This window comes from Achromobacter sp. ACM03, assembly GCF_014851665.1.
Lineage (GTDB): Bacteria > Pseudomonadota > Gammaproteobacteria > Burkholderiales > Burkholderiaceae_B > Achromobacter > Achromobacter aegrifaciens.
Map to the genome: position 1 here is coordinate 113,612 of NZ_JACVAD010000007.1, position 18,969 is coordinate 132,580.

The following is an 18,969-nucleotide window of genomic DNA, read 5'->3' on the forward strand; positions in this document are numbered from 1 at the left end:
GGTTCAGAAGCGGTACGTCAGGTCGAACACGATGCGCAGTTCGCGCTCGCGTTCGCCGTCGTACGGGCGGCTGGTGCCGGTGATCATGGCGCCCATGTCGAGGACGTCGTTGGCGCGGTATCGCTGGCCGTAGCCCAGCGCGATCACGCCGCCGGTGCCGTAGCCTTGCTGGGTGTAAGCGCCTGCGCCCAGGGTGCCGATCTGCTCCCAGGCGGTTTCGTAGCGGCGGTACAGGGTGTGCGTCAGGCGCACGCCGGGCAGCAGCATCAGGTCCGACCGCGGATTGAAATAGGGCACGTTGCTGTCGTGGCTGTTGCGCTGGGTGGACGCCTCGAACTCCAGGTCCGCCAGCAGGTGCGGCGAGGTGTAGACGCGCTCGCGCCCGGCCAGGCCCAGCGCCCAGCGGTTGTTGCCGTCGCTGAAGTGCGAAGGCGACAGCGCCAACGTCCATTCGCGGCGCTCGTCGGCTCGCCAGCGCACGTAGGCCGACAGGCTGTTGGAATAGATGCCGCTGGTCAGCGCGCGCAGCGGCGTTTCGCGCGACATGATTTCGCCCGAGCCGCCCACCTGCCAATGGTCGTCCAGGTCGTAGGCGGCCGACAGGCGCGCGCCCGGCTTCACGCCGTGGCCATAGTCGTGGGTGGAGACTTCGCCTTCGATCGTGAGGTCGCGGCCGCGCCATTCCACGCCGGTGCGCAGCCAGCGGTAGTTGCCGCGGCCTTCCTCGAAGTCGCCGGAGGCGTAGCCGCCGCCGCCGAAGACTCGCCAGTTGTAGTCCAGCGGCGCGGAGTACAGCACGGCGTCGATGCCGAAGTCGCCGCTGCCGGTGACCGGGCTGTCGGATGCCAGGCCGCGGTAACCGTTGATGCGCAGCTCGGCCTTGTTGTGCACTTCCCATTCGCGCGCCAAGCGGCGGCTGGTCAGGTTTTCGGGCGAGCGGGCCATGGTGTCCTGCGACAGCGCTTCGGCCTGGCGCCATTCCTGCAAGTCCAGGGCGGTGAAGCCCTGGCCGTTCTCCACGCCCAGGCTGCGCGGCGCCAGGGTCTCGGCCATCTTCAATTCGACCTCCGAGGCGCGGGGGAGCGATTGGGCGCGGTAGACGGTGGCCAGGTCGCTGCGCAGTCCGGAGTTGTTGGGCGCGTTCTCGACCATCTCTTCGAGGCGCTGCCGGGCGGCGACGGTGTCGTTGGCCTGCAGGCGAGCCGACGCCAGGGTCTGGCGGCTTTCCAGGTTCAGGTCGTTGGGCATGCGGGTGGCCTGGCCCTTGTAGTACAGCCAGGGGGCGTAGCCCGATTCGACGCCTTCGGTGACAGCGCTGGTCTCGTTGAACTGTTCGCCCTCGGCCAGCGAGTAGTACAGGCCGGTCTCGGTCGCCAGGCGCTGCTCGGCATCGTCGCCGCGCAGGGCGTCGTCGGCCGCGACCTGCCGATAGATGTCGCGGGCGCGTTCGGGCTGGCGCACGTACAGGTAGGCCGATGCCACGTCGTTCAAGGCGTAACGCGGCACCGTGACGCCCTCGGCCAGCAGGGCTTCGTATTCGCGGACCAGATCGGCCATGCGCACGCGGACGTGCAGGGCGTGCAAGCGGTCGATACGGGCGCGCAGCGCGTCGGCGCGGGCGTCTTCCTGCTGCTGCCAGACGGGGATCAGTTCGTCGTAACGCGCCAAAGCCTTGTCGGCCAACACGAAACGTTCAGCTTCCGACCGCGTGGGCATGGCCGCCAGCCGCACCTGTTGGGCCAGCGCGTCGGCCTCGAAGCCGCGCATCTGGCCAGCGTCGAACAGATCCTGGTGACGGCGCGCCAGCTCCAGCGCCACGTCCGCCATGCGCGCGCGCTGCAGCGCCCAGATGTACTCGCGCAACACGTAAGGGGTGCCGGGCGCGGCGGCCAGGGCCAGGTCGGCCTGGTGCAGCGCTTCATAAGGCTCGCCCTGGCGGGCGTGGACGTAGCTCAGGGCAAGGCGGGCGTCGACATCGCGGGGATGCCGCTTGAGCCAGCGCGCCGCGGCCTCGCGCGCCTCGGGGTAGCGGCCGGCATCGGCCAGGGTCATGATTTCGCCGGCGCGAAAAGCGGACTGGCCGGGATGGCGGCGCGCGCCCTCCTGGTACGCGGCCAGCGCCTCGGGCCAGCGCTGCAGGTCGCGGTAGGCGCGCGCGACGGAAAGCTGGATGTCGCCGGGCAGCGCCGCGCCTTGCGGCAATTGCTCGTAGGCGGCGACGGCTTCGGCGGGCTTGCCGGCCCATCCGGCGATGATGATGTGGTCGTAGATGGCGCGGCTGCCGCCGGCCGGACCTTGCTGGCGCAGCATCGCCAGCGCGGGCTCGTAGTCGCCGGCGCGCGCTCTGGCGATCAAGGCGTCGTAGTCGTTGCCGGGGCCGGCCAGCGCCATGGCTGGAGCCAGGATGGCGCAAGCCGCCAGCAGGCTCAGTCTCGGTCCAACGGCACCCAGGGGTGTCGATCCTCTGTTTTGCATCTGTAATACTTCCGCAGTTGCGACTCGGGGCGTTCCTGGTCCGGCCGGCCGTGGGCGTGCCTTTTTTCGGCGCGAGCCGAGGCGACGCGCAGCACAAAGGCGCCGGCGGCGGCGGGAAGGAACACTTTTTGGTTAGGACTGCGCGGCGCCCGCTGCGGGGACCTTCGCACTCGCGCTATGGGAGTGCATGGCTAGTACGCGCCACGCCCGTAGGGCGTGATTGCGGCGCTCTTGATGGCACCGTCAATGGCCCGAATTATAAGTGTGTTAACTGTCAGTCAACTGTCAATTAGTGCAAAGGGCCATGGCGAAAGTGCGGCCGTGGCGTATTCTTCGTCGCTTGCCGCGCAATCGTCTTGGCGCGGGCGGTAAAGGTTCAGGGCGAAACGGCGTGCGGCGACGGACGGGCGCCAGGTTGTGCCGGTCTGTCGCTGTACGGGTAACAAAAAGCGTCAGGGGTGGTGGGATGTAACGCCGCCTCATGAGGCATGAACCCAGTGCAACAGCAATGACGAGCGACGGCGAACGCCCGCGGGGCGCAAGCCGGCAAACACCATGACGACTTCTCTTTTCTTTCTGATGTGGGGCCTGGCCACGGCTCTGGCATTGCCGTTGCTGGCGCCATTGCGCGCCCGCGACGTGGGCGGCGTCGCCGCGTTCACGGCGGGCAACGCGCTGGCCGTGCTGTCGCTGCTGGCCTATGCGGCCTCGCCCATCCTGCCGTCCGCCGTCTATGTGATGGTCTCGAACGCCGCCTGGGTCTGCGCGGTCAGCCTGGTCTACGTCGGCGTGCGGCAGTTCTTCGGCCTGCGTCCGCTGGCGCGGCGCACGGCGGCGCTGGGCGCGCTCAGTATCGCTGCGTTCGCGCTGCTGCTGTACGTGGCGGATGACCTGCGGGCGCGCATGCTGCTGTTTTCCGCCTACACCTTCGTGGCCATGATGGCGACGGGCATGGTGTTCTTCCGCCAGCGCAAGCGGCTGCACACGCGCGGCGTGATGCTGTACATGATGCTGGCGAGCTTCGGCCTGGCCGCGCTGCATGCCCTGCGCCTGGCGGTCTACAGCGTGGGCGGACAAGAACCCTCGTCGCTGCTCGAGCCCAGTCCCTGGGGCCTGTTCTTCATTGTCTGCGGGACGGTGACCGTGCCCGGGCTGTTCCTGGCGCTGCTGCTCCTGATCCAGACCAGCCTGTCCGAACAGATGGAAGCTGCGCTGACCTTCGACGGCCTTACAGGCGCCTATTCGCGCCGCAGCATCCTGGACGAGCTGGAGCGCGAGTTGCAGCGCTGCCAGCGCGCCGGCGGCAAGCTGGCGGTGTTGGTGCTGGACATCGACCATTTCAAGTCCATCAACGACCGTTACGGCCATGCCGCGGGCGACGCGGCGCTGCGCCATTTTTCAAAGGTGGTGCAGCGGGCGGTGCGCGCCAGCGACCGCTTCGGCCGGTTGGGCGGCGAGGAATTCGTGCTGCTGATGTACGACTGCGATCCGGCCCGCGCGCTGGTGCAGGCGCAGCGCGTCTGCGACGCCCTGCGCGACACGCCCTTCCACCTGCAAGGGCGCGAAGTACGGATGACCACCAGCGGCGGCCTGGCTTCGTACCAGTCGGGAGACGGCGCGGACGGCATCCTGGCGCGCGCCGACGATGCGCTGTACCGCGCCAAGGAACATGGGCGCGACCGCGTCGAGATGGCCTGGATCGGCCGTCCCGCGGGCCGCGCGCAGGAGCGCGGCCCGGCGGTGGTGGAGGAGGAGGTCAGGGCTTGAGATGTTCCGTCAGGAACTTCTCCATGGCTTCGTAGAACTCGAATTTGTTCTCGTCGTTGTGGAAGCCGTGGCCTTCGTTGTCCTTGACCATGTACTCGACCTCGACGCCGCGGGCGCGCAGCGCCTTGACCATCTGGTCGCTTTCGTCCTTGTTCACGCGCGGATCCTTGGCGCCCTGCGCCACGAACAGCGGCGTCTTGATCCTGTCCGCGTGCAGCGCGGGCGAGGTGGCGGCCAGGCGTTCGCGGTCGCGTTCGGGGTCGCCCACCATGTCCTGCATCTTGTCCAGCATGGGCTTCCAGTACGGCGGAATGGACTTCATGAACGTGAACAGGTTGGACACCCCCACGTAGTCCACCGCGGCGGCATACAGGTCGGGCGTGAACGCCACGCCGGCCAGCGTGGCGTAGCCGCCATAGCTGGCTCCGTAGATGCCGATGCGCTTGGGATCGGCGATGCCTTGCCCGATGAGCCACTGCACGCCATCGGTGATGTCGTCCTGCATCTTCAGGCCCCATTGGCCGAAGCTGGCTTCCCAGAAGGCGCGGCCATAGCCGGTCGACCCGCGGAAGTTCATCTGCAGCACGCAGAAGCCGCGGTTGGCCAGGAACTGGACTTCAGGGTTGTAGCCCCAGCCGTCGCGCGCCCACGGACCGCCGTGAGGATTCACGATGCAAGGCAGGTTCTTGGGATCGCGGCCGGCGGGCAGCGTCAGGTAGCCGTGGACCGTCAGGCCGTCGCGGGTCTGGTAGCTGATGGGCTGCACGCGCGACATGTCCGCCTCGGGAATGGCGGGATTGATGTCGGCCAGCTTGGTCAGCGTATCGGCGGCGGCGTCGTAGATGTAGCGCGAGCCGGGCGTGCGGTCGTTGTAGGCGGCGACGATGAACTTGTCTTCGTCGCGGTTGGATCCCTGGATGGCGAAGTCGTAGCCAGTGAGCTTGGCCGACAGTTTCTTGAAGAGCGTCTCGCTCTGCGCGTCGAAGAACTTGTATTGCGGCTTGTCGGTCTGGTAGGCGGCTACCGTCAGCACGCGGCGCTTGCGCGAGTAGCCGGCGGAATCCAGGTCGACGGTGTCGGGCGTGAAGATTTCTTCCTCGGCCTCGGGCTGGGCGGGGTCGATCACCACCAGCGACAGCTTGTCGCGCCCGCGGTTGGACAGGGCGTAGAACTTCTTGTCGTCGAAGGTGAAGAACGCCGGACTGACGCTGGTGCGGTAGTCGGTGGTGATGAGCGGACGGAATTCGGAAGATTCATCGTCGCGGTAGAGCAGGGTGGTGTTCAGGCCGTCGCTGGCGACGGCGGCGCGCACCTTGCCGGCGTGGTCGGTCTGCCAGCCGACGATGTTGCCCGGGTTCTGCGCCACCAGCTCCGCGGCGCCCGTGTGGACGTTGACGCGGTAGACGTCGAAGACTTCCGGATTGCGCTGGTTGTGGCTGATGAGGACGTGGTCGGGATCGTCTTCCAGATCGTCCTCGATGCCGGCGCGCACGCCTTCATACGGCGTCAGGTCGGTGATCTTGCCGGTCTTGGCGTTGACGGCCAGCACGTGGAAGTTCTCGTCGCCGCCGAAATCCTTCTGGTAGAGCACCACGTCGGCGCCTTTCCAGAAGAAGTTGCTGATGTCGCGCGCGGTCTCGCTGGTCAGTTGCCGCGGGTCGCCGACAGGCGTGCTGCCTTGCAGCGGCTGCACGTAGATGTTCATGCGGGCGGGATTGCCGTCCACGCTGGTGGGCTGCATGAAGCCCAATGTGCGGCCGTCGTCGGCCAGGCGGAAGAAGCCCCGTTCGGGGTTGCGGAAGAAATCCTTGAGGGGATAGACGCGCGGCGGTTGCGCGGCGCTGGCGCCCAGCGAGACGCCGATGATGCTGGCGGCCAGGACGGTGCGCTTGAGGAATGAGAACAAGGGGGACCTCCGAAGTTGCCGCGGCGGGCGCTTGAGGCCGGCCGCCGGGTGGTCCGCCGATAATGCCATAGCGGCGCGGGCGGTGTCGAACCGCCCGCGGACGCTGCCGGGCCTGCGCCGGCCTTATTGCGGCTCCAGCCCCGTGGCCTTGACGATGGCGCCGTACTTGGCCATTTCGGCGCCGATGAAGGTTTTGAATTCCTGGGGCGGCTTGTAGGAAATGGCCAGCCCCTGGCCCTGCAGTTTTTCCTTCACGTCGGCGGCCTGCAGCGCCTGGGCCGTGTCCTTGGAAATGCGTTCCACCAGGGCCGGCGGCATGCCGGCGGGGCCGAACAGGCCGAACCAGTTGGAAATGTCGAAGTCGTCCAGGCCGACCTCCTTGGCCGTCGGGGTCGAAGGCAGGATGTCCTGACGCTGGGGACCGGCGATGAACAGCGGGTGCAGCTTGCCGGCTCCGATCTGGCCGATGATGGCTGGCGCCGTGGCGAAGAAGATATCGATCTGGCCGCCCACCAGATCGGCCACGGCCAGCGCCGTGCCGCGGTAGGGCACGTGGGTCAGGTTCATGCCGGAGCGCACCCGCAGCAGTTCGCCGGCCAGATGCTGCTGGCCGCCCATGCCCGGCGAACCGTACACCAGCGGCGCCTTTGCGCCTTGTTGCTTGAGATCGGCGTAGGTGGTGGCGGGCAGCTTGGGACCGCTGACCAGCACCAGCGGCGCATCCGCCACCAGGGCGATGGGCTGCAGGTCCTTCAACGGGTCGTAGCGCATCTGCTTGTAGACCAGCTTGTTGATCGAGACCTCGGGCGTGTAGGCCAGCAGCAGGGTGTAGCCGTCGGGTGTGGCGCGCGCGACCTGTTCGGCGCCTATCATGCCGCTGGCGCCGGACTTGTTCTCCACGATGACCTGCTGGCCCCAACTGGTGCTGAGCTTCGCCGCGAGGATGCGGGCGATCACGTCGGTGGCGCCGCCGGGCGTGTAGGCAACGATCAGGCGCACCGGCTTGTCGGGATAGGGCTGCGCCTGCGCGTACATGGGAAGGCAGGCGGCGGCCAGCAGTCCCGCGAGTTTGATTGCGTATCGAAACATGGGGTGGCTCCTGTGCGGGGAATGAGGGTTCAACTGCGCTGGATCAACAGCACGGCCTGGCCGGGCAGATGCAGGCGCGCGTACTCGGCCCAATCGTCCCCGGTCTGCAGCGCGCGCTGGGCCGTCAGGTCGACGACGCGCTTGAACGCGCCGGCCTCGATCTGACGCTTGAGGGCCGGTCCGGGGCCGTAGGCCAGTTCATAGGTCTGCTCGCCGCAGCGGTAGCGGCACAGGCGCAGACCGGCTTCGCCGTCGATGCGTTCGACCGATCCGGCGCCTGTGGCCTGGCCTGCAAAGACCGCGTTCAGCGCGGCCAGCGCCAGTCCGGCGGGGCGCGGATCGTAGCGGCGGTCGATCAGGCCGTTGCGCGGAAAGTAGCCGCGATCCACGTCCATGAAGGTGTCGAAGGAATAGCTCACCGCGTCCGTGGTCCGGGCCGCCAGGAAGGCTTCGGCCACCAGCGCGGCGATGGCGGTGTCGTCGGTGTTGGCCGCCGCCAGGCGGTCGGCCAGCTTGACGCCCACGTTCACCGTCGCGCCCCAGTCGCGCGCCCGCGCAGCCAGTTGCTGGTGCGTGGCGATCAGGTCGGCGCCCCAGTCCAGGCGCACGGTGAAACCGTCCAGGTTCTTCTGCGCGAAGTGCGGCAGCAGCGCGGATTGCGCCGCTTCGAGCTCGGACGCGCGCAGGCCGGTGTTGACGAAATGGCTGTAGTGCTTGCCGTCGAAGTGGGCATCGTCCGCGCCCGTGCGGATCTTGCAATAGACAAGGCGGGCGTCGGTGTGCGCGCGCAGGCGCTGCAAGGCTGCGCCCGCCTCTTCCAGCGCCTGGGCGTTCAGGTTGATCTCGATGGCGGCGATGGCCACGCCATGCTCGCGCGCCTGTTGCAGCAGCCTGGCGTCCGGCAGCCCCAGCGAGGTCAGCACGAAGCGGTGGCCGACGTCGGACATGAGGCGCGCACGGCGCAAGGTCTTGTCGTCGCGCAGGTCCTGCACAGGAATCTTGAGCGTGCGCAGCCCCATTTCCCACATGGACATCAGCGGGTAGTCGTTGCGCGCCAGCTTGCGGCCGAACTCCTGTACGCCGCCGGTGCAGGGGATTTCGACGATCTCGGCCCAGGGATGCCGCATCTCGACCGCGATGCCGTCGCAGGCGGCGGTCTTGGTATGGACGGTAGGCAGGGTGCGCGCCGCCGCCCGGCCCGGTTCGGCCTCGCCGCGCATGGCGCCGTGCGTGCGGATCAGCTTGGCGACATGCCCCTGCTCATGCACGTCGACGATGAAATAGCCGAATTTTTCCACGTCGCCGCGGCCGAATTCGTCCGCCGGCGGCACCCGGTAGAACTCGGAAAAGTCATGCCGCAGGAAGGCGGTCGACGGCAGCATGTAGACCTCCGCGCCGCCGATGACGTCGTACCAGAAATTGTGGACGTGGCCGGCGAACACGCCTTCGACGCGCGGATCGGCCAGGCGCGACAGCAGCCAGCCGCGGCCGGGCTCGTCGATGTTGTCGTAGGACCCGCGTTCGTTGGCGTCATGCAGATAGGGCGGGTAATGCAGCGACACGAAGACGCGGCCGCTGGCGCCTGCCAATTGCTCGTCGATCCAGGCGCGCTGCGCGTTATCCGCCGCCAGTCCGGAGTTGAACAGCAGTGCGTTCAGGAACAGGAAGCGCACGCCGCCATGGTCCACCGCGTAATAGTCCGGCCCGAACACCTGGCGGTACTTGTCCAGGTAGTCGTCGCAGACGATGTCGGCCGGCATCCAGTCGATGCGCTTGTCGCCGACGTCGTGGTTGCCGGGCACCAGGTGCAGCGGCATGTCGATCTGGCCGGCGATGGCCTTGAAGCGGTCGGCCGCCACCTCGAACGAAGGCATGCTGGGCACCGGGTGGACGATGTCTCCCAGGTGGATGGTGAAGGCGGGCGCGGGGTCCAGGCTGGCGATGTCGGCGAAGACATGCCGCGCCCGGGCATTGGCGCGGGCATTGGTGGCGAAGGGCGACGCGCAGGTGTCTTCGGATTCATTGACGTGGGTGTCGGCCACCACGGCAAAGCTGAACAGGCGGGCGCCCAGCGGCTGGCGGGAAAAGCGGGAATTCGTCATCAACTACCCTTTCAATTTCAATAAATGGAATTCAAGTGTTTATAGTGAACGGAATGTTTGTATTTCGGCAGGCGATATACTGTCAATGCTCCGAATCCCTAGGCCGCCATGCACTCGAAAACGCCGCTCAACTACGAACTCGAATCCCGCGCCTCGCTGGAAGCGCACCCGCGCTTTGCCTCCACGCTTTCCAACGGGCTGGACGTGCTCAAGTGCTTTTCGGCGGCCGAGCCGCAGCTGGGCAACAAGGAAATCGCCGAAATGCTCGGCCTGACGCGCCCGACGGTGTCCAGGCTGACATTCACGCTGGTGGGGCTGGGCTATCTGCGGCGCGACGAACGCACCGGCAAATATTCGCTGGGTCCGGCGGTGCTGACGCTGGGCTATCCCTTGCTGGTGCACCTGACGCTGCGGCAACTGGCGGCGCACGACATGATCGAACTGGCGCGCTATGCCAAGGGGCCGGTGTCCATGGCCATCCGCGACCGCCTGCAGGTGGTCTACGTGGAAACGGTGCACGACGGCGCGTCCAATGCCTCGCGCCCGGACATCGGGTCGGCCCGCCCCTTGCTGCGCACCGCCACCGGGCGCGCGCTGCTGTATGCGCAGACGCCGGACGAGCGTGAGCTCATCTGCGCCCGGCTGGCTGAGGAGTTCCCGGAGGACTGGGAACGCTTCGGCCCATCGCTGCAACCCGCGTTCGATGCCATCGCCGAGCACGGCTTCTGCGTGGTCAGCAAGGACTGGCGGGCCGAGCTGTGCGGCATCGCCACGCCGATGCGCTATCGCTCCAATGACTTGCCGCTGGCCTTCAACGTGACGATCCCGGCTGACAACCTGGACGAAAAGCACGTGTACGAGACCCTGGGGCCGCGCCTGCGGACCCTGGTGAAGAACCTGGAGTACCGCATCGGGATCATGTGAACGCGGCTGCGCTTATCGCGCGCAGCCGATATGCGGGATAATCGCGGGCACTGATCTGGAGATACACATGTACTGGAAACTGGTCGCGGCTTCGGCGCTGGCCCTGGGCCTGGCGGGCTGCTCGATGGGCATTTCGCCCGGCACGTCGCCGCACAGCGAATTCAAGGCCCCGGTGGCCTTCAAGGACGCCTACGACGCGGCGATCCGGCAGGCCAATGCGTGCCTACGCAGCACCGACAACGCCTATCGCGTGGTGGACACCATGAACGAAAGCGCGCAGTCCGGCGTGGTGCAGGTGCTGGCGCCCTATAGCGACAATGAGATGACGCGGGTCGAATTGAAGGCGGCCGGCCCCAAGACCACCGATGTGCGCATCGCGGTGTGGGGCAAGGGCACCTGGGACGCGGCCGCCATGCGCGCGATGCAGGACGCCGTCTATTACAGCCTGGTGTCTTGCAGCAGCTATATGCCGCTGGATCCGCGCCCGCCGGTCAAGCCTTCGCGCGACCTGCCCAACTGATGCGCGGGCGCTGGCGGCTTGCCGCCGCCGGCGCGCTCAGTCCCCGCCCGGGCGGCGGCGGATGATCTTGAAGGTGGCGGTGGCGCGCGCCACCAGCTCGCCGTCGGCGCGCCGGACCTCGCCTTCGCAGAAGGCGATCGACGCCCCTTTGCGCAGGCAGCGCGCCTCGATCACCAGGTCGCCCGTGCCGGGCGACAGGAACGAGGTGTTCATGTCGATGGTGGCCATGCCTTCCGTGCCGTCGGCCGAGCCGCGGGCGGCGGCGCTGAGCGTGAAGTCCAGCACGCTCATCAGCGTGCCTCCATGCACGTCGCCGCGGCTGTTGGTCAGGTCGGCGCGCCAGGGCAGCGAGGTACGGGCATAGGCCGGCGCGATGCTCTCGGGCACCAGGCCGATGAAATGCATGAAGGGGATGGTCAGGCCGAAGTAGTCGGTTTGAGGCGTGGAGGCTGCAGTCATGGACCGTTGCGGGCAGGAATGGAAAGTCGGTTGTCGGCGGTCATAATATATGTTTTGCCACGGGGTTTCAGGCGATGAACGGCTCATGGGGGCATCACCACCATGATTGAATTACGGAAGATCGTGCACGTGGACATGGACGCGTTCTATGCCTCCGTGGAACAGCGCGACAACCCCGAACTGCGCGGCAAGCCCGTGGTCGTGGCCTGGACCGGACCGCGCTCGGTGGTGTGCGCCGCGTCCTACGAGGCGCGGCGGTTCGGCATCCATTCGGCCATGTCCGCCGCCCGCGCGGAGCGCCTGTGTCCCCATGCGATCTACGTGCCGCCGGATTTCAACCGCTACCGCGAGGTCTCGCGCCAGGTCAGGCAGATCTTTGCCCGCCATACCGACATGATCGAACCCTTGTCGCTGGACGAGGCCTACCTCGACGTTACCGTCAACAAGCTGGGTCTGCCCTCGGCCACCGAGGTCGCGCAAGTCATCCGGCAGCAGATCCGCGAGGAAACCGGGCTGACGGCCTCGGCGGGAGTCGCGCCCAATAAATTCCTGGCCAAGATCGCGTCCGACTGGAACAAGCCGGACGGCCTGTTCGTGGTCCGGCCCGCCAAGGTGCTGGCCTTTCTGGAGCCCTTGCCGGTGCGCAAGGTGCCGGGCGTGGGCAAGGTGACGCAGGCGCGCCTGGAGCAACTGGGCATCCATACCGTGGGAGACCTGGCCACGCACAGCGCCCAGGAGCTGGAGCATTACTTCGGCCGCTATGGCCGGCGCCTGTACGAATTGGCGCGCGGCATCGACGAGCGCGAGGTGCAGACGGATCAGCCTTTGCAGCAGGTATCGTCGGAGACGACGTTCTCGCAGGATATCCGCCTGGACGCGGTGGGCGAGGCCATCGACCGCATGGCGGAACGGGTGTGGGACCAGGCGTTGAAGAAGGGCGCCCTGGGCCGTACCGTGGTGCTCAAGTTGAAGACGGACCGTTTCCGCATCCTGACGCGCAGCCAGACCAGCCTGAACCCGCCCGGATCGGCGGTGGAGCTGGCCGCCGTCGCCAGGCTGCTGTGCGAGCGCGTGGACTTGCCGCCGGAAACGCTGTACCGGCTGGCGGGGGTGGGGATGAGCAATTTCGCCGACCCGCAGGAGCAGTCGCGCCAGCCCGATCTGTTCGGGGGCGCGTTCTGAGCCGAGCGGGGCGGCTGGCTACCGTGTCTGGCTGGAAGCCGAACGGCAGCCAGGCATGTGCGGACTCAGGCCAGGCGGGCCTTCACTTGCTGTGACAGCGCCGTCATGTCGGCGCGGCCGGCCAGGGCCTGCTTCAGCAGCGCCATGACCTTGCCCATGGCGGGCGCGCCGGTCACGCCCTGCGCGGCCACTTCCGCCAGCGCGGCGTCGATGGCGGCCGAGACTTCCTCGGGCGTGGCGGCTTGCGGCAGGAATTCCTGCAGCACCAGCAGTTCGGCCTTTTCCTGTTCGGCGGTTTCGGTGCGGCCGGCCTGTTCGAACGCGGCGATGGACTCGCGGCGCTGTTTGACCTGCTTTTCGATGATGGCCGTGATCTCGGCGTCGTTCAGGTCGCGGCGTTCGTCCACTTCCTTCTGCTTGACGGCAGCCAGCAGGAAGCGCAGCGTGGTCAGGCGTTCGGCGGCCTTGGCGCGCATCGCGTCCTTGACGGCATCGGAGAGGCGGGTCTTGAGCGTAGCAGTGCTCATGGGTAAACCTTTGTGGTGTTGCGACAAACAAGCAGTTTAAACCGGCGGCCGGCGTATCCCGGCGGCGGGCGATTTCCCGCGGCGGGCGTGTTCCCGCGGCCGCCGGTTCCCCTTACTTACTTTACCTTGGCCAGGTCGCCACGCAGGGCGACGCCGGCCACCATCGCGCCGGCATGGCATTCGTAGTCGGTCTTGCTGCTGTATTCGTTCTTGCGGTAGTAGCTGATGATATTGGTCACCGCGTTCGCACCGGCCTTCTTGGCCGCTTCGTGAAGGGCGATGATGGCGGATTGGGCCACCCACAGGCAGGCGTCCTCGTCCTTCTTGGCGAAGGCGTTGGTCTTGCGGTTGGTGACGACGCCGGATTCCAGCACCGTGCCCTTGGGGCCGGTGCCGGCAAGGTAGAACTTGACGCTGCCGTCGATCTTGCCGGCGGCCTGGGCGGCTTCGACTGCGGCCTGCATGGGCAGATGGACGGTACGATCCGCAGCCAGGGCTTGCGCCGAGCATGCGAGCGACAAAAGCAGGGCGGCGGACAGCTTGTAAGAAACGTTCATGACAGGCATTCCATTCGGGAGAGGGAAAAACGCGGATATTGCGAACTTCAGCGCCAGCGGCGGAAGATCAACGAGGTGTTGATGCCGCCAAAGGCGAAGTTGTTGTTCATGACATATTCGTTGCTCATGTTGCGGCCCTCGGTCAGGTAGTCGAGTTCGCCGCAGCGCGGGTCGACGTTGCGCAGATTGAGCGTGGGCGCATACCAGTCGCGGTTGAGCATTTCAATGCTGAACCACGACTCCAGCACGCCGCAGGCGCCCAGGGTGTGGCCCAGGTAGCTCTTTTGCGAGCTGATGGGCATGCGGCTGCCGAACAGGCCGTGCGTGGCCTGCGTTTCGGCGATGTCGCCCTGTTCCGTGGCGGTGCCGTGGCCGTTGACGTAGCCGATGGCTTGCGGCGGCAGGCCCGCGTCGGCCAGCGCCATTTCCATGGCGATGCGCATGGTGCCGGCCTCGGGGCGTGTGATGTGCGTGCCGTCCGAATTGCTGCCGAAACCGACGATTTCCGCGTGGATGCGCGCGCCGCGCGCCAGTGCGTGGTCCAGCGATTCCAGCACCAGCATGCCGCCGCCTTCGCCGATCACCAGGCCGTCGCGGTCGCGGTCGTAGGGGCGGGGCGTGAGTTCGGGCGTGTCGTTTTTCTGGCTGGTCGCGTAGAGCGCGTCGAACACCAGGGCTTCGCTGGCGCAGAGCTCTTCCGCGCCGCCCGCCAGCATCAGCTCCTGGCGGCCGTAGCGGATGGCTTCGTAGGCGTAGCCTATGCCCTGGCTGCCCGAGGTGCAGGCGCTGGAGGTCGGGATGATGCGGCCCTTCAGCTCGAAGAAGATGCCGACGTTGGCCGCGGTGGTGTGGGGCATCATGCGGACGTAGGAATTGGCGTTCAGGTCGTCCGTGACGCCGTTGAGCAGCATGTTGCCGAAGGCGCGGATTTCCGCCGTGCTGCCCACCGAGGAGCCGCAGGCCACGCCCATGCGCCCGTCGGCGATGCATGGGTCGCCCAGCAGCGCCGCGTCGTCCAGCGCCAGTTCCGCGGCGCGCACCGCCAGCTGGGAAACCCGTCCCATGCTGCGCAACTGCTTGCGGGTCCAGTGCGCGGGCGTCTGGAAGCCTTCGATGGGGCCGGCCAGGCGGGTGTTCAGTTCGGCGTAGCGCGACCAGTCGGGCATGACGCGGATCGCGCTGCGCCCCGCCTGGAACGCCTGCTGCACGCTGGACCAGTCGTTGCCGAGCGCGCTGATGCCGCCCATGCCGGTGATGACGACGCGTTTCATCAGCACAGCCCTCCGTTGACGGCGATGACCTGGCGCGTGATGTAGGCGGCGCCGGGAGACATCAGGAATACGACGGCGGCGGCCACTTCCTCGGGCCGCCCCATGCGTTGCGCGGGCACGGCCTTCAGGATTTCCTCGACTGGCACGTGTTCGTCGATCATGTCGGTGTCGATCAGGCCCGGCGCCACGCAGTTGACGGTGATCTGGCGCTTGGCCAGTTCCACGGCCAGAGCTTTCGCGGCGCCGATGAGGCCGGCCTTGGAGGCGCTGTAGTTCACCTGGCCGCGGTTGCCGATCAGGCCGGACACGGACGCCATGCAGACCACGCGGCCAGGCGCGCGGCGGCGGATCATGGGCATGGCGAGCGGACTGAGCACGTTGTAGAAGCCGTCGAGATTGGTGCGCAGCACCTGGTCCCAATCGTCGCCTGTCAAAGCGGGAAACGCGCCGTCGCGGGTCAGGCCGGCGTTGAGGACCACGCCGTAATAGGCGCCGTGCGCGTCGATGTCGGCCTGCAGGGCGGCGGCGCATTGCTGGCGGTCCGCCACATCGAATTGCAGCACGCGCGCCTGGCGTCCGCGCGCCTGGACTTCGGCCTGCACGGCTTGCGCCTGGTCGAGCCGCTGGCGGCAGTGCAGCACCAGGTCGTGGCCGGCGTCGGCCAGGGCCAGCGCGATGGCGCGGCCGATGCCGCGGCTCGAGCCGGTTACGAGTATGGGGGCGGTGCTCATTCGGGTGATTCTTCCTGGATAAAAGCGGCGGGGTCCTTGGGCTGATAGACGTTCAGCCTGGCCTCGGCCAGCAGGCGCGCGTCGTCGCGCAGTTCGCATTCGAAGACGCTCATGCCGCTGGCGTCGATCAGCCCGCGGCGCGCATGTATGGTCAGGCGGGCGCCGGCGGGCAGCGCGTCGGCGTGGCTTTCGTAGCGCCGGGTGCCGAGCAGAAAGCCCAGTTTGACGGGTTCGCCTGCCTGGCGCGCCTGGCAGCCGGCCCAGGCGCCCACGGCCTGCGCCATCAGCTCCATGCCCAGCCATGGCGGCAATGAGCCGTCTGGCAGCGAGTAGGGGCCGGGCCTGACCACGGCGCGCGCGGTCAGGCTGTCGGCGTCGTGGCTGCAGACCTCGTCGATCAGGATCATGTCGCCGGCGTGCGGCAGCAGGCTGGATACCGGCCAGGTCGTCATGCTTGGGCTCCCAGGATCAGGCTGGCGTTGTTGCCGCCGAAGGCGAAGGAATTGCTCATGGCCAGGCGCGGCCGGCCTTGCGCGTAGCGGTGCTGCGCGGTGCTGAAATCCAGCGCCGGCAGGGTTGGATCGGGCTGCCCGTCCCAGACGTGGGGCATCAGCCGTCCTTCGGCATTGCCGGCCGACAGCGTGGCCCAGGCCAGCGCCGCTTCCAGCGCGCCCGCCGCGCCCAGCGCGTGGCCGGTAAGCGCCTTGGTCGAGGCACAGGGCACGCCCTGCGGAAAGACGGCGTGCATGGCCTGGCTTTCCATGGCGTCGTTGTGGAGGGTGCCGGTGCCGTGCAGATTGACCCAGCCTATGCTGGCCGCGTCCACGCCGGCGGATTGCAGCGCGGCCTGCATGGCTGCCCGCGCGCCGGCGCCGCTGGGTTCGGGCGCGGACATGTGCCAGGCGTCGGAGCTGGCGCCGCCGCCCAGCAGCGCCACGGAGCGCTCCCCTGCGGGCTCGCGTTCCATCAGGAACAGCACGCCGGCTTCGCCGATGTTGATGCCGCGGCGGTTGGCAGAGAAGGGCAGGCACAGCAAGTCGTCGATGGCTTCCAGCGTGGCGAAGCCGTTGATGGTCAGGCGGCACAGGGTGTCCGCGCCGCCGCAGACCACGGCGTCGCACAGGCCCGAGGCGAGCAGGCGGCGCGCGGACAGCATGGCGCGGGCGCTGGAGGTGCAGGCCGTGGACAGCGTGTAGGCGGGGCCGGTGGCGCCCAGCCAGTCCGCGAAAAAGGCGGCGGGGGACGACAGCGCCTGGCGGCGGTAGTCGTAGCCGTCCGGCCATGCGCCCTGCGCCGCCAGTTGGCGGAAGGCCGGCGCATTGTCGTTGACGCCGGAAGTGCTGGTGCCCAGCACGACGGCGACGCGGCTGGCGCCATGGCGGGCCACGGCGGCGCGCAGTTGCGGTTCGATCTGCAAAGCGGCGGCCAGCAGCAATTGGTTGTTGCGGCTGTGGTGATGGGCGGGCAGCGTGTCGGGGATGGGCGGCAGCGCGTCCGCATGGCCGCCCAGCGTCAGCGTGCGGCCATGGACCCAATCCGGCTGCGGGCGCATGCCCGAGGTGTCGCCGGCGAAGGCGGCGCGGGCTACCGCGTCGATGCCGGCGCCCAGCGCGCACACCACGCCGGGCGTACCCAACCAGGTGTTCATGGCTGCTCCTTCAAGGGCGAGATCCGCCAGGTGACCTGGTCGGCAGTGGTGATGATGAACGTGCCGGTCTGCGCGGCCTGCGGCCAGCGCACGCTCCAGCGCGAACCGCCGCGGTCCAGCAGTTCGCGTTGCGCCGCGCCATCGTCCTCGCGGCTGGCGCGCCAGTTGCCGGCGCCGTAGGCCGCATCCAGTTCCGCTTCGGGCGTCCACGCGAAGATCAGGGCGGCGAACAGATCGCGCGCCCCGGCATTGGGCCGCAGGAAGCCGTCGTTGCGCCATTGGCCGCGTTCCAGCATCTGGCGCGCCTGCGGCACGCCCATGGGATCGAACAGGGACCAGCGCAAGGCGGCGCCTTCGCGCTGCACCACCAGCAGCGCGTCCAGCGGCGGCTGGCCGGCGACGGCCTGCACCACATGCAGCTGCCGCGGCAGCGTGAAGTCCGCGTTGCCCGCCGGCAATGGCGGCGCGCCCGCGCAGCCCGCCAGCAGGGCAAGCGCCAGCAGCGCGCCCAGGGTGCGCGCGGCGGACAGGAAGGAGGAGCGGGTGGCGGCCATGGTCGGGATCAGGCGGGCAGCGGCTGCGCTTCGGCGCCGCGGCAAAGTTCGCTCAGCATGCGCAGGCGGCGCTGCGGGTTGGCGACGAAGGGGTTGTTCCGGTCCCAGGCGTAGCCCGCCAGGATGGAGCTGATCATGCGCCGGATCTCGGGCTGCGCGTTCTCGTAGAAGACCACATCCTGGAATTCCCCGCTGTACCAGCCCTGGACATAGGCGCGGAAGGTCTCCACGCCCACCATCAGCGGATCGGCGAATTCGGCCTGCCAGTCGACCTGCGCACCGGTCAGTTGGCGGTGCAGCGCGTCGGCCGCCAGCTTGGACGAGCGCAGGGCGATGGTGACGCCCGAGGAAAACACGGGGTCCAGGAATTCCGCCGCGTTGCCCAGCAGCGCGTAGCCGGGGCCGTGCAGCTGCGTCACGCTGGCCGAATAGCCGCCGATGGTATTGGCGGGCGTGTCCCAGACGGCGTTCTTCAGGACGCGCCTGAGATTGGGCGCGGCGTCGGCCATCTCGCGCAGCGTCGCCATCAGGTCCTGGCCGGGGCCGCCGAAGAGGTTTTCGCCGCCCACGACGCCGAACGAGCAGCGGCCGTTGGAGAAGGGGATCAGCCAGTACCAGATGCCGCGTTCTTGCGGGTGCACGCTGATCAGGATCTTCTCGCGGTCGAAGCCGGGGTCGTCGATGCGGTCCTCGATATGGGCGAAGATGGCCTTGCGCGGCGGCATCGACGACGGGCGCTCCAGGTCCAGCAGGCGCGCCAGCACGCGGCCGTAGCCGCTGGCATCGAGCACGAACCGGCTCTGCACCTGGTAGGACGCGCCATCGGCGCCGCGCACATCCAGCAAGGGGGCGTCGCCGTCGAAATCGGCCGCCGTCACTTCCTGCAGGTAGCGCACTTCCACGCCCTGGCGGGCGGCGTCGTCCGCCAGCACTTTGTCGAAGTGCGCGCGCTGCACCTGGAACGTGGTGCCGGGGCCGGGGCTGAACTTGTCGCGGAAATCGAAGTGGGTATAGCGCTCGCCGCAGGCAAACGCCGCGCCGTTCTTCACCTGGAAGCCGGCGGCCTGCACCGCCGGCAGCATGCCCGCTTCTTCCACGAATTCCAGGCAATGGGCGAGCAGGCTTTCGCCGATGGAAAAACGCGGAAACTGCTGGCGTTCCAGCATCAGGACGTCATGTCCTTGGCGCTTCAACAGGGCGGCGGCGACCGCGCCTGCCGGCCCCGCTCCTATGACTACGACTTCGCGATGTTCCATG

17 protein-coding genes are annotated in these 18,969 nt (G+C 68.0%); 4 read left to right on the forward strand and 13 right to left on the reverse strand.

Annotated elements, in window-relative coordinates:
- Positions 1-3 precede the first annotated feature (3 nt).
- Positions 4-2,475, reverse strand: a complete 2,472-nt coding sequence (pgaA, locus tag IB257_RS25880; protein ID WP_054458200.1) for a poly-beta-1,6 N-acetyl-D-glucosamine export porin PgaA — start codon at positions 2,473-2,475, stop codon at positions 4-6.
- 555 nt (positions 2,476-3,030) lie between these two features.
- On the opposite strand from pgaA, the gene IB257_RS25885 reads away from it, so the two are divergent.
- Complete coding sequence (locus tag IB257_RS25885; RefSeq protein WP_054458199.1) at positions 3,031-4,242, forward strand: GGDEF domain-containing protein; 1,212 nt, start codon at positions 3,031-3,033, stop codon at positions 4,240-4,242.
- On the opposite strand, the gene IB257_RS25890 is transcribed toward IB257_RS25885, so the two are convergent.
- The 3 genes from IB257_RS25890 to IB257_RS25900 all read right to left on the reverse strand — a co-directional run bounded on the left by IB257_RS25890 (position 4,232) and on the right by IB257_RS25900 (position 9,339).
- Positions 4,232-6,148 carry a S9 family peptidase gene (locus IB257_RS25890; RefSeq protein WP_119451648.1) on the reverse strand — a complete coding sequence of 639 codons (1,917 nt, stop codon included), beginning with the start codon at positions 6,146-6,148 and terminating at the stop codon, positions 4,232-4,234. The two genes, IB257_RS25885 and IB257_RS25890, sit on opposite strands and share 11 nt — an antisense overlap.
- A 123-nt stretch (positions 6,149-6,271) precedes the next feature.
- Positions 6,272-7,237 carry a tripartite tricarboxylate transporter substrate binding protein gene (locus IB257_RS25895; RefSeq protein WP_054458197.1) on the reverse strand — a complete coding sequence of 322 codons (966 nt, stop codon included), beginning with the start codon at positions 7,235-7,237 and terminating at the stop codon, positions 6,272-6,274.
- Positions 7,238-7,266: 29 nt separating this feature from the next.
- Positions 7,267-9,339: a metallophosphoesterase gene (locus IB257_RS25900; protein WP_192493030.1), complete on the reverse strand. Its 2,073-nt coding sequence runs from the start codon at positions 9,337-9,339 to the stop codon at positions 7,267-7,269.
- Between the two features lie 108 nt (positions 9,340-9,447).
- Here IB257_RS25900 and IB257_RS25905 point away from each other — a divergent pair, with 108 nt between their 5' ends.
- Both IB257_RS25905 and IB257_RS25910 read left to right on the forward strand, forming a co-directional pair.
- On the forward strand, positions 9,448-10,263 hold the full coding sequence (locus IB257_RS25905) for an IclR family transcriptional regulator (protein WP_054458195.1): 816 nt from the start codon (positions 9,448-9,450) through the stop codon (positions 10,261-10,263).
- 67 nt (positions 10,264-10,330) lie between these two features.
- Positions 10,331-10,783 carry a BPTD_2524 family lipoprotein gene (locus tag IB257_RS25910; RefSeq protein WP_054458194.1) on the forward strand — a complete coding sequence of 151 codons (453 nt, stop codon included), beginning with the start codon at positions 10,331-10,333 and terminating at the stop codon, positions 10,781-10,783.
- Positions 10,784-10,819: 36 nt separating this feature from the next.
- Here the strand turns inward: IB257_RS25910 and IB257_RS25915 are convergent, their stop codons facing one another.
- Positions 10,820-11,242: a PaaI family thioesterase gene (locus IB257_RS25915; protein ID WP_054458193.1), complete on the reverse strand. Its 423-nt coding sequence runs from the start codon at positions 11,240-11,242 to the stop codon at positions 10,820-10,822.
- 102 nt (positions 11,243-11,344) lie between these two features.
- Between IB257_RS25915 and dinB the strand changes: the two genes are divergently transcribed.
- Positions 11,345-12,424: a DNA polymerase IV gene (dinB, locus tag IB257_RS25920; RefSeq protein WP_119451652.1), complete on the forward strand. Its 1,080-nt coding sequence runs from the start codon at positions 11,345-11,347 to the stop codon at positions 12,422-12,424.
- A 65-nt stretch (positions 12,425-12,489) separates the two neighbouring features.
- Here the strand turns inward: dinB and IB257_RS25925 are convergent, their stop codons facing one another.
- From IB257_RS25925 to IB257_RS25960, 8 genes are all read right to left on the reverse strand, one after another.
- On the reverse strand, positions 12,490-12,951 hold the full coding sequence (locus tag IB257_RS25925) for a GatB/YqeY domain-containing protein (RefSeq protein ID WP_054458191.1): 462 nt from the start codon (positions 12,949-12,951) through the stop codon (positions 12,490-12,492).
- A gap of 116 nt (positions 12,952-13,067) precedes the next feature.
- On the reverse strand, positions 13,068-13,508 hold the full coding sequence (locus IB257_RS25930) for an excinuclease (RefSeq protein WP_119451653.1): 441 nt from the start codon (positions 13,506-13,508) through the stop codon (positions 13,068-13,070).
- Between the two features lie 47 nt (positions 13,509-13,555).
- Entirely contained in the window at positions 13,556-14,779 is a 1,224-nt protein-coding gene (locus tag IB257_RS25935; protein WP_054458189.1) for a beta-ketoacyl-ACP synthase, read from the reverse strand.
- On the reverse strand, positions 14,779-15,510 hold the full coding sequence (gene fabG / locus IB257_RS25940) for a 3-oxoacyl-ACP reductase FabG (RefSeq protein WP_119451654.1): 732 nt from the start codon (positions 15,508-15,510) through the stop codon (positions 14,779-14,781). Before fabG ends, IB257_RS25935 begins: the two co-directional genes overlap by 1 nt.
- The gene (locus IB257_RS25945; RefSeq protein ID WP_054458187.1) at positions 15,507-15,962 is read right to left on the reverse strand and encodes a hotdog family protein; all 456 of its coding nucleotides are present in this window, start codon (positions 15,960-15,962) and stop codon (positions 15,507-15,509) included. The genes fabG and IB257_RS25945 overlap by 4 nt, the downstream gene beginning before the upstream one ends.
- Positions 15,959-17,158, reverse strand: a complete 1,200-nt coding sequence (locus IB257_RS25950; protein WP_192493031.1) for a beta-ketoacyl-ACP synthase — start codon at positions 17,156-17,158, stop codon at positions 15,959-15,961. The genes IB257_RS25945 and IB257_RS25950 overlap by 4 nt, the downstream gene beginning before the upstream one ends.
- The gene (locus tag IB257_RS25955) at positions 17,155-17,712 is read right to left on the reverse strand and encodes a hypothetical protein (protein WP_192493032.1); all 558 of its coding nucleotides are present in this window, start codon (positions 17,710-17,712) and stop codon (positions 17,155-17,157) included. The genes IB257_RS25950 and IB257_RS25955 overlap by 4 nt, the downstream gene beginning before the upstream one ends.
- Before the next feature lie 8 nt (positions 17,713-17,720).
- Entirely contained in the window at positions 17,721-18,968 is a 1,248-nt protein-coding gene (locus tag IB257_RS25960; protein WP_192493033.1) for an NAD(P)/FAD-dependent oxidoreductase, read from the reverse strand.
- Position 18,969: the final 1 nt, after the last annotated feature.

What these genes read in the sequence shown, in the direction of transcription:
- pgaA (WP_054458200.1), bottom strand. Translation starts at nt 2,475, where the DNA reads ATGCAAAACAGAGGATCGACACCCCTGGGTGCCGTTGGACCGAGACTG.
- IB257_RS25885 (WP_054458199.1), top strand. Translation starts at nt 3,031, where the DNA reads ATGACGACTTCTCTTTTCTTTCTGATGTGGGGCCTGGCCACGGCTCTG.
- IB257_RS25895 (WP_054458197.1), bottom strand. Translation starts at nt 7,237, where the DNA reads ATGTTTCGATACGCAATCAAACTCGCGGGACTGCTGGCCGCCGCCTGC.
- IB257_RS25900 (WP_192493030.1), bottom strand. Translation starts at nt 9,339, where the DNA reads ATGACGAATTCCCGCTTTTCCCGCCAGCCGCTGGGCGCCCGCCTGTTC.
- IB257_RS25905 (WP_054458195.1), top strand. Translation starts at nt 9,448, where the DNA reads ATGCACTCGAAAACGCCGCTCAACTACGAACTCGAATCCCGCGCCTCG.
- IB257_RS25910 (WP_054458194.1), top strand. Translation starts at nt 10,331, where the DNA reads ATGTACTGGAAACTGGTCGCGGCTTCGGCGCTGGCCCTGGGCCTGGCG.
- IB257_RS25915 (WP_054458193.1), bottom strand. Translation starts at nt 11,242, where the DNA reads ATGACTGCAGCCTCCACGCCTCAAACCGACTACTTCGGCCTGACCATC.
- dinB (WP_119451652.1), top strand. Translation starts at nt 11,345, where the DNA reads ATGATTGAATTACGGAAGATCGTGCACGTGGACATGGACGCGTTCTAT.
- IB257_RS25925 (WP_054458191.1), bottom strand. Translation starts at nt 12,951, where the DNA reads ATGAGCACTGCTACGCTCAAGACCCGCCTCTCCGATGCCGTCAAGGAC.
- IB257_RS25930 (WP_119451653.1), bottom strand. Translation starts at nt 13,508, where the DNA reads ATGAACGTTTCTTACAAGCTGTCCGCCGCCCTGCTTTTGTCGCTCGCA.
- IB257_RS25935 (WP_054458189.1), bottom strand. Translation starts at nt 14,779, where the DNA reads ATGAAACGCGTCGTCATCACCGGCATGGGCGGCATCAGCGCGCTCGGC.
- fabG (WP_119451654.1), bottom strand. Translation starts at nt 15,510, where the DNA reads ATGAGCACCGCCCCCATACTCGTAACCGGCTCGAGCCGCGGCATCGGC.
- IB257_RS25945 (WP_054458187.1), bottom strand. Translation starts at nt 15,962, where the DNA reads ATGACGACCTGGCCGGTATCCAGCCTGCTGCCGCACGCCGGCGACATG.
- IB257_RS25950 (WP_192493031.1), bottom strand. Translation starts at nt 17,158, where the DNA reads ATGAACACCTGGTTGGGTACGCCCGGCGTGGTGTGCGCGCTGGGCGCC.
- IB257_RS25955 (WP_192493032.1), bottom strand. Translation starts at nt 17,712, where the DNA reads ATGGCCGCCACCCGCTCCTCCTTCCTGTCCGCCGCGCGCACCCTGGGC.
- IB257_RS25960 (WP_192493033.1), bottom strand. Translation starts at nt 18,968, where the DNA reads ATGGAACATCGCGAAGTCGTAGTCATAGGAGCGGGGCCGGCAGGCGCG.